General features: G+C 44.8%; 12 protein-coding genes. 5 read left to right on the top strand and 7 right to left on the bottom strand.

Annotation, left to right across the window (positions count from 1 at the left end; genetic code table 11):
* Nucleotides 1-66: 66 nt before the first annotated feature.
* Nucleotides 67-429: a DUF3024 domain-containing protein gene (locus AB4307_RS19195; protein WP_017059495.1), complete on the bottom strand. Its 363-nt coding sequence runs from the start codon at nucleotides 427-429 to the stop codon at nucleotides 67-69.
* A 253-nt stretch (nucleotides 430-682) separates the two neighbouring features.
* Between AB4307_RS19195 and AB4307_RS19190 the strand changes: the two genes are divergently transcribed.
* Complete coding sequence (locus AB4307_RS19190; protein ID WP_017068410.1) at nucleotides 683-1,498, top strand: phosphate ABC transporter substrate-binding protein; 816 nt, start codon at nucleotides 683-685, stop codon at nucleotides 1,496-1,498.
* Nucleotides 1,499-1,589: 91 nt separating this feature from the next.
* On the opposite strand, the gene AB4307_RS19185 is transcribed toward AB4307_RS19190, so the two are convergent.
* From AB4307_RS19185 to AB4307_RS19175, 3 genes are all read right to left on the bottom strand, one after another.
* On the bottom strand, nucleotides 1,590-2,276 hold the full coding sequence (locus tag AB4307_RS19185; RefSeq protein WP_017059493.1) for a MaoC family dehydratase: 687 nt from the start codon (nucleotides 2,274-2,276) through the stop codon (nucleotides 1,590-1,592).
* A gap of 334 nt (nucleotides 2,277-2,610) precedes the next feature.
* Nucleotides 2,611-5,763 (bottom strand): efflux RND transporter permease subunit, encoded by a 3,153-nt coding sequence (locus tag AB4307_RS19180; protein WP_372058158.1) that lies wholly within the window; start codon nucleotides 5,761-5,763, stop codon nucleotides 2,611-2,613.
* Nucleotides 5,764-5,774: 11 nt separating this feature from the next.
* The gene (locus AB4307_RS19175) at nucleotides 5,775-6,911 is read right to left on the bottom strand and encodes an efflux RND transporter periplasmic adaptor subunit (RefSeq protein ID WP_372133030.1); all 1,137 of its coding nucleotides are present in this window, start codon (nucleotides 6,909-6,911) and stop codon (nucleotides 5,775-5,777) included.
* A gap of 259 nt (nucleotides 6,912-7,170) precedes the next feature.
* On the opposite strand from AB4307_RS19175, the gene AB4307_RS19170 reads away from it, so the two are divergent.
* Nucleotides 7,171-7,614, top strand: a complete 444-nt coding sequence (locus tag AB4307_RS19170; RefSeq protein ID WP_017059490.1) for a dCMP deaminase family protein — start codon at nucleotides 7,171-7,173, stop codon at nucleotides 7,612-7,614.
* Nucleotides 7,615-7,700: 86 nt separating this feature from the next.
* Here the strand turns inward: AB4307_RS19170 and AB4307_RS19165 are convergent, their stop codons facing one another.
* The 3 genes from AB4307_RS19165 to pepT all read right to left on the bottom strand — a co-directional run bounded on the left by AB4307_RS19165 (nucleotide 7,701) and on the right by pepT (nucleotide 10,440).
* Nucleotides 7,701-8,543: a mechanosensitive ion channel family protein gene (locus AB4307_RS19165; protein WP_372133027.1), complete on the bottom strand. Its 843-nt coding sequence runs from the start codon at nucleotides 8,541-8,543 to the stop codon at nucleotides 7,701-7,703.
* 120 nt (nucleotides 8,544-8,663) lie between these two features.
* Nucleotides 8,664-9,131 carry a DM13 domain-containing protein gene (locus AB4307_RS19160; RefSeq protein ID WP_017064357.1) on the bottom strand — a complete coding sequence of 156 codons (468 nt, stop codon included), beginning with the start codon at nucleotides 9,129-9,131 and terminating at the stop codon, nucleotides 8,664-8,666.
* Between the two features lie 76 nt (nucleotides 9,132-9,207).
* Entirely contained in the window at nucleotides 9,208-10,440 is a 1,233-nt protein-coding gene (gene pepT, locus AB4307_RS19155; protein WP_017059487.1) for a peptidase T, read from the bottom strand.
* A gap of 348 nt (nucleotides 10,441-10,788) precedes the next feature.
* Between pepT and AB4307_RS19150 the strand changes: the two genes are divergently transcribed.
* The 3 genes from AB4307_RS19150 (at nucleotide 10,789) to AB4307_RS19140 (ending at nucleotide 13,270) form a co-directional block, all read left to right on the top strand.
* Nucleotides 10,789-10,935, top strand: a complete 147-nt coding sequence (locus AB4307_RS19150; protein ID WP_017059486.1) for a hypothetical protein — start codon at nucleotides 10,789-10,791, stop codon at nucleotides 10,933-10,935.
* A gap of 372 nt (nucleotides 10,936-11,307) precedes the next feature.
* Nucleotides 11,308-12,360, top strand: a complete 1,053-nt coding sequence (locus AB4307_RS19145) for an aldo/keto reductase (RefSeq protein WP_032545660.1) — start codon at nucleotides 11,308-11,310, stop codon at nucleotides 12,358-12,360.
* A gap of 175 nt (nucleotides 12,361-12,535) precedes the next feature.
* Nucleotides 12,536-13,270 (top strand): RNA methyltransferase, encoded by a 735-nt coding sequence (locus AB4307_RS19140; protein ID WP_102320729.1) that lies wholly within the window; start codon nucleotides 12,536-12,538, stop codon nucleotides 13,268-13,270.
* The last annotated feature ends 55 nt before the right edge of the window (nucleotides 13,271-13,325 follow it).

Genomic DNA, 13,325 nt, shown 5'->3' with positions numbered 1-13,325 from the left:
TTGAGTTTTGATACTCATTGATTCAGCTTTGCGAGCAGGCCACCAGCAAACGTGAAAACAGAGTGACTATGACCAGAAGTACGATTTAGGGTCTTTTTCTATTTCCGCCAAAATAGCATCAAGATCCTTCGATTTAGGAAGGTACGGATACGGCCCCCAATTCACAGAGTCGGTTTCGACATCCCCTTCAAGCGGCACCATCACTAACCAACAAGACAGCGACTCATCAAAAGTCACGCAGACGATCTCGTTTGTATAATCACTGTGAGATGAGTCGAGTAGATAATGCGCCTGAGAAAACAGCACACCACCCTCACACTCTTCATATAGGGATTTGCCTAGCTCGACAGGTAAACTTCGATTTCGAGATGTACAGAGCCTCTCGGCCCCAATTAAAAGACGATTCAGCTCGATATGAATGACGGACATAACACCCCTTGTAACTTCATAGAAACTTCTAAGTAGTGAATTCCTCTACTTAGCTTAGGACTCAACAAACATTTTAGCGAACAAGCGTAATCAAAATACCTGCCCTGCTCCCAGAAACGAATCTTGCTTTCGGAAACCCAGAAAGCTACGACTCATCAAGCGAACAGCTATACATCGAGAGTATGGAATTTCACAAAAGTGTCATATAACCGACCTATCATATGCGACAAATGTTATTAACTAGGAGTTGTTTATGTTACGAGTCGCGCTTGCCTCTCTTTTATCCTTAGCCCTGTCTTCTCATGCTGCTTTAGCACAAGAAACCACTATTTCGGGCTCCACTTCAGTATCACGAGTGATGGATGTATTAGCTGAGGAGTACAACAAGACTCACCCTGATAACTATATTGCGGTTCAGGGCATTGGTTCTACAGCAGGTATTACCATGGTTAATAAAGGTGTCTCTGACATCGGTATGAGCTCGCGTTATTTAACCGACCGCGAACAAGACGAGAAGTTGAAGGTATTTCCAATTGCCTTTGACGGCCTAGCTGTAGTAACTAACCGCTCAAACGCTGTAAGCAACGTTACACGTGAGCAGCTGTTCGATATCTACAAAGGCAAAATCACGAACTGGAAAGCTGTGGGTGGCGCAGATCAGCCTATCGCAGTTGTCACTCGCGAAGCATCTTCTGGCTCACGCTATAGCTTCGAAAGCTTGCTTGGTTTAACGAAGATCATTAATGACCGTCTAGTGTCTGACATCAACCCAAATAACTTGGTTGTAAACAGCAACAGCATGGTTAAAACGATTGTTAACCATAACCCACACGCGATTGGTTTTATCTCTGTTGGTTCAATCGACCGTTCGATTAAAGCAATTACATTTGAAGGCGTAGAGCCAACATCTAAGAACATTGCTAACCACAGCTATGAATTGGCTCGCCCATTCTTGTTGCTGCACAAGACAGACTCAGTTTCTGACGAGAGCAAAGACTTCATCAAGTTCGTGAAGTCAAAGCAAGGGCAAGAACTTATCGAAGAGTACGGCTACACTCGCATTAAATAAGTGGGATAGTTTTATCTAATGTAAACAAAAAGAGAGAGCACTATGCTCTCTCTTTTTTTGAATCTTTATAAATCGCTTCTTTACAAACCACTTAGAAGTGAAGTTGAATCACTGAAACGATCACAGCGCCAGGACGACGAATACCTTCGATTTCGACGCGAATTTCGCGTTCAATCTCTAGGCCTTTCTTAATTGGCGTTACTTTTGTTAGCGTACTTTTAGCACGAACATTACTGCCCGATTTAACAGGGTATGGGAAACGTACTTGGTTAAGACCAATGTTTACGACCATCTTCGCTGTTGGGAATTGAGACTTGTCAGGGTCAACACTGTCAGTCAATCGAGGAAGCAGAGATAAAGTTAAAAAACCATGTGCGATGGTTGTTTTGAACGGAGAGTCTGTTTCCGCTTTTTCAGGCTCAGTGTGAATCCACTGCATATCTTCAGTAACAAGGCCGAACTGGTTAATACGGTCTTGACTTACATTGATCCAGTCGCCAGTATGGATGACTTCACCGATCTGTTGATTAAGCTCATCAAACACAAGTTGTGCTTCTGGCTTAAGTACGATCGGCTGTTCCACCGGCATCTCTGGTGCATCTTCATTGACAGCAGGTTTGTGGTGATCACGAACCCACGCAAAGAAATGGCTATTTTGCGTACGATTAAGAAAGTCGCCCCAGTAATCTCTAAGAGCTGGAGACATCCATTGCATAAACTCTGAGTGTTGCGAAGACATGCTATCGCCTCGGTGTTTAAATAAATCAATGACTTTCATAAGAACCTCAATGCACAAAAAATTTCAATATAACTTCGTAATTTTGAAACACTTCACACTATTGTGCAAATGTTTTCGAGCATACAACCGTTAGCTGAACCTTGTTAAAATCATATTAAACATATACTTACCAATAAAACATCATTTTATTACAAAACCCAAATTAGAGTGTTAGCTCTATCACATGACAAACATTTGTTTATATAAAAGGCGTTTTTATTCATAAGTGGAATAAAAAAAGGCTTAGCGCAATGCTAAACCTTAGTTTTTACAAGGAATTAGTTTTCCGAGGGTTGGTCTTGTAAGAGACGAATCTTACAAGACACTCAATCCCCTATTCGTCATCAAGCGGAACCAGCTTGGTATTACCACCGTGTGCTTTCTCACGCTTACGTTGCACGAATGCGTAGAAGCCAGGGATTAGGAACGTACCCGCCAGTAACACACATAACAGGCCGCCGATCAGTGAAATACCCAAAGAGTTCTGACTCACGTGACCTGCGCCCGCAGCAAAGATAAGCGGGAAGATACCTAAGATGAACGACCAAGACGTCATGTTCACAGCACGGAAACGTAAAGTACCGCCCTTCACCGCCGCATCTTCAATCGGTGCGTCTTTCTCTTCACGCTCTACCTTTGCGAATTCCACAATCAAGATTGCGTTCTTCGCGGCCAAGGCTATCAAGAGAACCAAACCTATTTGTGCATAAAGGTTCAGCGGAGTGCCCGTTAGATTCAATGCCAAGAAGGAGCCTAAGGTTGCGACAGGTACCACGAGGATAATCGCAATCGGAATTGTCCAACTCTCGTATTGAGCCACCATAAACAGGTAGATGAAGATCAGAGCCAGTGCGAAAGCAAAGATCGCTTGGTTACCTGCTAGTACTTCTTGGTAAGCCATGCCTGTCCATTCGTACTGATACCCCTGAGGCAATACTTCTGCAGCTACGCGTTCCATTGCCGCAATCGCATCACCACTTGAGTAACCTTCTGCAGGTTGACCTTGAATCACGGCACTGCGGTACATGTTGTAACGCCATGCTACATCTGGTTCAAAGATCTGGTCGTAAGTCACCAATGTGCTTAACGGGATCATCTCGCCATTAGACGAACGAACGTGGAATCGTTGTAGGTCGTCCATGCTGCTACGGTGTTCACTGTCAGCTTGCATGGTTACGCGGAAGTTCTTACCAAACATGGTGAAGTCGTTCACGTACAACGAACCAAGGTTACCTTGTAGTGTTTGGAAAATTTCCGACAACGGAATACCTAATTGCTGCGCTTTCTCACGGTCAATATCGACATAGTAGTGAGGTACGTTCGCACGGAAAGTACTGAATGTGTGTGAAATCTCAGGCTGTTTGCTCGCCTCAGCTATCACGTCATTCATCACCATAGCAAGATCAGTACGGCTTCGGCCTAGCGTATCTTCAAGTACAAACTCGAAACCAGACGCGGCCCCCATGCCCGGAACTGCAGGAGGCCCCATCGCAAACACGACAGCTTGAGGAAGTTCAGTCGCAGCACGACCATTAATACGCTGTGAGATAGCCTGAGCAGAGTGTTGACCATCCAGTGCATTACGCATGTCCCAATCGTGAAGCTTGATGAACATTGACGCACCATTCGACGCAGAAGCGCCCGTCATAAATGCGTAGCCGTTAACCAGTGTTACGCCATCAACACCCGGCTCTTGTTCAACCATTTCAAGCAGCTGCTTAGTCACTTCTTCGGTTCGAGACAAGGATGCCGCGTCAGGAAGCTGAACGTTAACCAGCAAAATGCCTTTATCTTCTTGAGGTACAAACGCCGTAGACGTTGTCTTCGCAAAATAAGTCACAGCCGCCAAAGCCACAAAGAAGAAAGTGAACAGCAGAACGCCTTTCTTAACTAAGAAGCCAGCCACTTGACCGTATTTGTTAGTAACAGACTCTAGACCACGGTTAAATGCTTGGTACCAACGCGCCGTGTTACCACCACCCTGCTTAAGAACCAGTGAACACAATGCAGGTGATAGCGTTAATGCGTTAATTGAAGAGATAACAACCGCGATACAGATAGTCAGAGCGAACTGACGGTACATGATGCCAGTAATACCAGGAAGCATTGCAACAGGGATGAATACCGCAAGTAGAACCAAGGTCGACGTAATGATCGGCCCCGTTACTTCTTTCATCGCAATAAGCGTGGCTTTACGCGGTGAAATGGTTGGGTCTTTAGCCATTGTGGTATCAACGTTCTCGATAACCAAGATCGCATCATCTACTACGATACCAATCGCTAGTATCAAACCAAACAGGGTTACCGTATTGATGGTGAAACCCGTCATCTGCATGATGGCAAACGTACCAATCAAAGATACCGGAATCGCAACTACAGGAATCAAGGTTGCACGCGCACTACCCAAGAACAGGTACGTTACCGCAATAACCAGCAAGATGGCTTCGATTAAGGTCTTTACTACCCCTTTGATCGACTCAGCAACAAACAGTGTAGTGTCGTAACTTGCTTCATACGCCACGCCTTCTGGGAAGTTCTTGCTTAAGTTTTCCAGCATCGCCATCACAGCTTTGCCACTTTCCAGCGCGTTAGCGTCTGATTGAAGTGACAGCGTTACGATCGACGCATCTTGACCACGGTATTTACCATTACCGTCGTAGAACTTTTTACCAAGCTCAACACGTGCAATGTCTTTTAAGTAAACCGTTGAACCGTCTTGAGTTGCACGAAGAACAACATTTTCAAACTCATCAGCTGTTTCTAATCGGCCTTTTGTTACCAAGTTGAACTGCACTTCTTGTGCGTTGTTATAAGGTGCAGCACCAATACGGCCTGCAGCAACTTGAACGTTCTGCTCTGCCAACGCGCGATTCACGTCTGAAGTGGTGATATTGAGGTTAGCCATTTTCTCAGGATCTAACCAAACACGCATCGCGTATTCACCACCACCCAACACGTTAACTTCACTGATGCCCTTCACACGAGCCAGTTGGTCTTTAATGTTTAGGTTAACGTAGTTGATCAAGAATTGGTCGTTGTACTCACCGTTTGGCGAATAGAAGTTCAATACCATCAAAAGGTCTGGTGAACGCTTTTTAACGGTGACACCCACCATTCGAACTTCTTGCGGAAGCTTCGATTCGATTTGAGCAACTCGGTTCTGAACGTTGACCTGAGCCATATCTGGGTCAGTACCAACATCAAAGGTCACATTAAGGTTGTATGAACCATCGTTAGCGCTTTTAGAAGACATGTAGATCATATCTTCAACGCCGTTAACCGACGTTTCTATGGGGTCGGCTATCGCCTGTTCCACCACTTCAGCACTTGCGCCCGTGTAGAATGCCGACACACTGACCGACGGTGGGCTAATTTTTGGATATTCAGCCACCGGCAAGATAGCGAGAGAAATCGCACCCGCCAGCGTTAATATGATGGATATAACAAGGGCAAACTTAGGCCTTTGAATAAAGAAACGACTCAACATAAATAGCCCCCTTACTCAGCTTGTTCAGCAGAAGGTTGAATGCGAACGGACATACCATTACGGACACGCTGTAAGCCTTGAGTGATGACTGAGTCGTTCTTCTCTAATCCAGAATGAACAATTACACCACCTTCAACCTGACGACCCATTTCGATGTTTCTACGCTCAGCCACAGGAGCAGCTTCGCCTTCAACTAACACCATAACAAAGTCGCCTTCAAGGTCGGTTTGAACCGCGCGGCGAGGAATGGTTACGACATCAATAGATTGCTTCTCACGCAGATCAACACGAACGTGCTGACCAGGAAGCAATTGCTGGTCTGGGTTATCGGCAATAGCGCGCATCGCGATCGTACCAGTGTTTAGGTTGATACGGTTGCCCAAGAAGTCAAGCTGACCTAGATGTTCGAATGCTTCGCCATTCTCAAGCATAATCTGAACTTCAACACCTGCAGAGTCGCTGCTGCCGTCACCTTCAATACGGTCCATACCCAGCTCAATACGCTCACGCTCACTAATGCTGAACGATGCATGAATTGGATCTAGGCTAACCAAAGTCGTCAATACACCTGAAGACGGTGAAACCAGATCACCTTTACTTACTTTAGTGTCACTGATTCTTCCAGAGAAAGGCGCGATAATTTTGGTATGAGAAAGTTGGACATTCGCGGCGTTTAACTGAGCTTGGCTGGCTTCAAGCTGTGCTTGAGAGCCTAATAAGTTTGCCGTTAATGCATCGAATTCTGATTGAGAAATACTGCCTTTCGGAAGTAGGTTTTTACCACGATTAAAATCAAGCTCGGCTTTCTTAAGGTTCGCGTTTGCTTGAGCAACAGACGCTTTTGCGCTTGCAACTTCAGCTTCAAACGAAGATGGCTCAATGGAATATAGCAGCTGGCCCTTTTCGACCATTTGACCTTCATTGAAATGACGGCTTTGTAGGTAGCCAGAAACTTGCGCTGTGATAGCCGTGTCTTCAACGGCTTCAATACGACCGATGTACGACTTACTTTGCTGGTGAGAAACAACGCTAACATCCTGTACAGCTACGAGAGGTAAAGGCGCTTGCTTAGCATTTTGAGCATCTTGCCCACATCCAGCAAGAATAAGAGAGCTTGCAAGAGCCGTAAGGATCAACTTTTTACGCATGGTTATACCGTCACTTATTAGTATTTGAACAGCATAAAATTTACGTAACACACTCGTTACCATTGTCCGAGGAATATCAATTATAACTAGTCAAAGTGTATCAATATGTTAATTGAAACCAAGTGCTTATAAAGTGATTACAAACACGCTACAATTCCTAAGTAAATCAACCTCTCAGCTTTTGTTCTCTATGGATATTGTCTAACATAATGTATTGTCAGACAGATAAGCATTCACATTTAATTGTTAAGGAATTCTCATGATTTCAAAATGGGCTAAACGTTTCTATCAAATGGCGGAATTGGTCGGTTCTTGGAGTAAAGATCCTTCAACTCAAGTCGGCGCCGTAATCACTAAGCACAACCGTATTGTTTCCGTTGGCTTTAATGGCTACCCACATGGCGTGTCTGATAGTGCGGATACTGATGACAGAGAGATGAAGTACCTAAAGACACTTCACGCTGAAGAAAATGCGATTCTATTCGCTAAGCGTGATTTGGACAGTTGTGAAATATGGGTAACCCACTTCCCTTGTCCGAACTGTGCAGCGAAAATCATCCAAACCGGTATTTCTGCGGTTCACTGCCCAGAGCAAAGTGAAGACTTTCTTTCTCGCTGGGGAGACAAAATCAAAGTGAGCCAAGATATGTTTGAACAAGCAGGCGTAAAAGTCGATTGGTTGCCACTGGCTGACCTAGATTAAACGAACAGATAGTTAGAACAAAAAAGCCGAGAGTCGATATTATCGCTCTCGGCTTTCTTTTGTTTGGGGCTCAGCGGACTGCAGGATTAAGCACTGACAGGAAATGCTTCAGCGTATGCTTCCATGAAATCTTTACGAATCTCTTGCTCTAGATGAACCGCCTTCTCGGTTGGACAGAAAATCATAAAATGGACTTCTTGCTCACCTGTCGAACTGCTTGTGATATGGATGTGAGGCTCAGAACCCGGAAGGTCAACACCAGCGTGCTTTTCGATCACACCGTTGTAACGGCGAGCAACATCGATAAACTCTTCGCAATGCTCTTCAATTTTCACAATAAGACCCGGCACCATAGGGTATAGGTTTACAAAGTCTTTCACCGTCACAAAAAAGTTATGATAAACATAGCGCTTCATAAAGTTGAGGTTCTTTACCGGATAGGTGAAGAACATACTATTAGGCAGCGTGGCTGTCTTACCAGTGAAGTGATATTGCCCATGATACAAATCGATTTCTTGAATCACAGTCGCCATCAAATTGTGCTCAATCACCTCACCGCTTATTTTACCCACTTCGATCCAGTCGCCGATTCTAAATGAGCGAGAACTCGCACGCTGAATAGAACCGGTGAAACACAAAATGATCTCTTTTGAAGCCACTACTATCGCAACAGCAATGGCCGTGACAGATAGCGCAAACTCGCTGATTTCGGATTTCCACAGCACAAATAACGTCACAACAATAATCGCGAATGTGCCGTTTTTGGTTCGTGACATCCAGTTACGTTGGTCTTCACTAAGGAAAGCAACATCACCTCTTATTTGAGATAAGGTGATTCGGCGAATGATTAAAATAATAGTGATAATCAACGCACTAAAAATAAACTTATGAGCGAGTAGAAAATCAATTACTTGCCACACTTTTTCCATTACTTATTCCTTAGCATTACAACGACGAGCTTTACAACGATTAGCGGAGACTTCGCTATGAAAAAGCGCTCAAAAATAGAGCGCTTTTTTACGTGCCTAAATCAGCTATTGGTAAGGCTATCATTTTATCTTGGCAGAAGTAATAAATTGGCCAAAAGTTTCACACCAAATCACAACCGTATTAAATCGATTAAGATCAGTACCTTCGGGAAGCTCAACCATAAAGCGGTCGAATGTTTTCACATCTCCGACTCTCAATAACTCGTTCTTGCTGTCATTGAAAGCGTGCTCGGTTTCAATGAACTTAGGCGAGAGATAAACCTTGTAATCAGGTCCCGGCGCCAATTCACCTTCAAAAGCGATCGCACTTTCGGATACTGAGACGATGCCTTCTCCCCAGTGCAAGAAGTCACTGTCTTGTCGATCTTTAGTGAACTCGCCCGTGTAGATAGCCTGCTCACTGATCGCTTCAACAGAACTTGAGGAAGGAGAATCAGGCTCAATCAAGATAGGCAATGCGTAAACACCTAGCCCAAAACCAACAGCACCCACGGCTAAGTGGGTGCAAAGTAAAACTAACTTTTTCATCGCGTACTCCCTTATGCTTAAAGAGAGTATTATTGAATACTCTCAAAAATACAAAGAGATATAACGCTCTGATGTTCTATTTTTGGTAATGCGTTGCTGTACGTTGAGACAATTCGACAATCACTTTTACCGCTTGCTCCATGCCTTGAATGGTAATGAACTCATGAATACCGTGGAAGTTGTAACCGCCAGTAAAGATATTCGGACATGGTAGCCCCATGAAAGATAAGCGAGCACCGTCTGTACCACCTCGGATTGGTTTAACCATTGGCTCGACATTGCACTCAATCATCGCCTGCTTGGCCAATTCAATAATATGTTGATGCGGTTCAACCATCTCTTTCATGTTGAAGTAGCTATCGGTTAGCACCAGCTCAACACGGCCTTTCTCAAGGCGCTCATTCAGCTCATCGACTTTCTGCTGCATGAATGCTTTACGCGCTTCTACACCCTCACGTTCAAAATCACGGATGATGTATCCCAGTTCAGAGCGAGCCACACCCATTTCCGCCGATTTCAGGTGGTAGAAGCCTTCATAACCTTCTGTGCACTCTGGTGTTTCTTGCGCAGGCATCATCAATTGGAATTGCGCTGCAATGTTCATCGAGTTCACCATTTTATCTTTTGCGGTGCCCGGGTGAACGTTCACGCCATGACAGATAACATCGGCGCTCGTGGCATTGAAGTTCTCAAATTCCAACTCCCCTACTGGGCCACCATCGATGGTGTACGCCCACTCGGCGCCAAATTTTTCAACGTCAAACAGGTTCGCACCGCGACCAATCTCTTCATCCGGCGTGAAACCAATGCAGATGTCGCCGTGTTTGATGTCTGGATTCGCTTTCAGGTAAGCAATTGCACTGATGATTTCAGCGATGCCCGCTTTGTTGTCGGCACCAAGCAGAGTTGTGCCGTCAGTCGTAATCAGGTCGTGACCATGTAAAGAATCAAGATCTGGATACTGGCTTGGGTTCAAACTCTCGCCACTTTCCCCTAATTCAATCGTTCCACCTCGGTAATCTTTAATCACTTGTGGTTTCACGTTGGCGCCTGATGCGTCAGGAGCGGTATCCATGTGCGCCACAAAGCCAATCGCAGGCACATCGTAATCGACATTCGACGGCAGTTTCGCCATCAAGTATCCATTGTCATCTAAAGACACATCAACTAAGTCTAATGCCACCAATTCTAACTTTAAGGCTTCAGCAAAGGTAATTTGACCCGGTGAACTTGGGCATTGCTGATTAGAAGGATCGGATTTGGTATCAAAAGTAACGTAATTCAGAAAACGTTCTACAAGCTTTTCCATAATTCATCTCACCATGGATTAAGTAATTGATTTACTGACTTAATTATTATGTCGATAAGTGATACATCGTTAAATAAATACGAGCACAGAGTCAGTAGCGAGGGTTTTCATCTTACGCCCCTGACCATGTATGTAATTGCTCTAAATCATTATTGTGCGAAATTAGATGCGCTTCCTATACTTGAAAACAGAGGGTTTCGTCAGTTCAACATTGCATACGGATGATAAGAGATCGCTTTGTACGCATTCTACGCCCTCCGCTCTCAGCCTAACAAAAGTACAAAGTGGATGATGATCACAATTTATCCTTGATGCAGAATCTGTCATACGTTACACGGAGACACAGTTATGACGATTAATAAATATTTCATTTTCTCTCCTCAAGCCTCTGAGGAAACGCTTCGACCAGTATTAACTGAGAAAGAAGTTCAAAGGCAGGAAGCTCTAAGACAGGCGCAGATCCAGGGTGGATTAGACACAAACGCGACCTCGTAACTCAATGAATACCTAGCACTATTAAGACCCCTATAAAAAAGCTCTACGCTCTATCCGGTAGAGCTTTTTTTATTTTTGATCTGTTCTCCTCTCCCCCACTCCCAAACAAGCTGAACATTAAACCTTCGCTCATTGCTTGTTGTTCTTCACTTCTCGATCACCAATTGGCTCATAGTTTCTCGCGAATGTATTTTCACGCATTGCACACACTAGCTTGCAGCGCTGAGAAATGACTCACTAAACTCCCCGATGCCATACCTTGTCGTGTCATTTTGTGCTAATAATTCATATTCGTTTTCATTCCTCACTCGCCCTCTTTTCAAAACTATAATGCGAGTACCAGAGAACCTAACCACAGGAACCCCGAATTCAATGGAATATTCAAAGCTAGGAAGTAGTCAAATTCCCGTTTCCCGTATCTGTCTTGGCAGCATGACTTGGGGGCTACAAAATACGCAGCAGCAAGCCGACCAACAGATCGAATACGCATTAAGCCAAGGTATTAACTTTATCGATACTGCAGAGATGTACGCGGTTCCACCTTCTCCAGATACCTACGGAAAAACAGAAGCGATCATTGGTAACTGGTTATCGCGTAACCCACAGCGTCGACAAGAGTTGATCATTGCGAGCAAAATTGCCGGGCCAGGGCTTCCTTGGGTTCGAGATGGCGGCCCGATAACGGGTGAAGCGGTGATCGCAGCCGTTGACGCATCATTAAAACGCCTACAAACAGACTATATCGACCTTTACCAACTTCATTGGCCAAATCGTACAACGCCTCACTTTGGTAAGCATTTCCCGAATCACATTCGATTCAGTGATATTGACCGAAAGCAGCATGAAGCTGAGATGTTGGAAATCCTACAAGCACTGGCAAGCTGCATTAAGGCGGGGAAAATTCGCCATGTCGGGCTTTCAGATGATTCTACTTGGGGCATTAACACATACCTCAAGCTGAGCGAGAAACACGATTTGCCACGTATGGTTTCGATTCAGAATGAATTTAGCTTGCTGCACGCAAAAGACTGGCCATATCTGATTGAGAACTGTGTGCATGAAGATGTCGCTTACCTGCCATGGTCACCTTTAGCTGCAGGCATGTTGAGTGGAAAGTACATCGATGGCGCAAGACCGGAAGGCAGCCGTTGGACTTACATGCAACGTAAAGGCATTTTTCGTGATACTGAATCTGCCAATGAAGCGGTTAAAGGCTATGTTGAAGTGGCGAATGCTCACGGGTTCACTCCAAGCCAACTGGCATTGGCTTGGTGTAATCAAGTTGATGGGGTGACGTCCACTATCATTGGTGCAACGACCATGGAGCAGCTAAAAGAGAACGTAGCCGCTTTCAGTAAACCGTTATCAGAAGAGATCCTGACTGATATCAACACAGTCTTTAAGCGCTACCCTGCTCCGTATTAGGCTGTCAGTTCAGCTTAACTTAAGTAAGTAAATCCCATAAGAGCGCGCTATTTAGTGCGCTTTTCTTTTTTAAGTGGATCGCTTTTGCTTTTTATATGGATCGCATTGAGCTATCACGCTTTTGGTTCGCTAACCTTTGCTCTATAATGCGCGGGCTTATATCTAGGATAAAAACATGATTTCAAAAAACCAATTAAAACTCCTTCGTGCTTTGGGTCAAAAGAAACAACGTAAAGCCCACGGCCTGTTTCTAGTTCAAGGTGAAAAGAACGTTCTTGAGCTGTTCAATAGTGACTTAGTGGTGAAGAATGTCTTTGCTACCGCTGATTTCTTATCTGAAAATCATGCTTCACTGATTGAGTTTGATTGTGTTGAAGCCTCGCTGGATGATCTAACCAAAGCGAGCACTTTGGTCAGTAACAACGCAGCGATTGCGGTTGTTGAGATCCCAACGTTTGAACTACCAGAAGCAACAGGACTGATGATTGCGCTTGATGGCGTTTCAGACCCTGGCAACCTAGGTACGATTATTCGCGTAGCAGACTGGTACGGCATCAAGCATATCGTTGCGAGCAGCGATTGCGCAGACCCATACAACCCTAAAACGATCAGCGCGACTATGGGCAGCTTTGGCCGCGTACACGTAAGCCAAACAGACTTACCAGCTTACTTAGAGCAAGCGAACCTACCGGTTTACGGTGCTTTCTTAGAAGGCGAAAGTGTTCATAAGACTGAGTTTACTGCTAACGGCATTTTATTGATGGGCAGTGAGTCTCACGGCATCCGTGAACACGCGGCTAAATACGTGACTGATAAGATTACGATTCCAGCATTCGGTGGCGCAGAGTCTTTGAACGTTGCAATGGCGACAGGCATTATTCTCGACAACATGCGTCGTCAGCACTGCTAGACCTCTAAGCTAACTAGCCAATCGACAGTGTTCAGATGTCTCGTCCTAAAATACG

The organism is Vibrio sp. 10N.261.52.C2 (genome assembly GCF_041471425.1).
GTDB lineage: Bacteria > Pseudomonadota > Gammaproteobacteria > Enterobacterales > Vibrionaceae > Vibrio > Vibrio crassostreae_C.
This window is presented reverse-complemented; position numbering and strand designations above follow the sequence as displayed.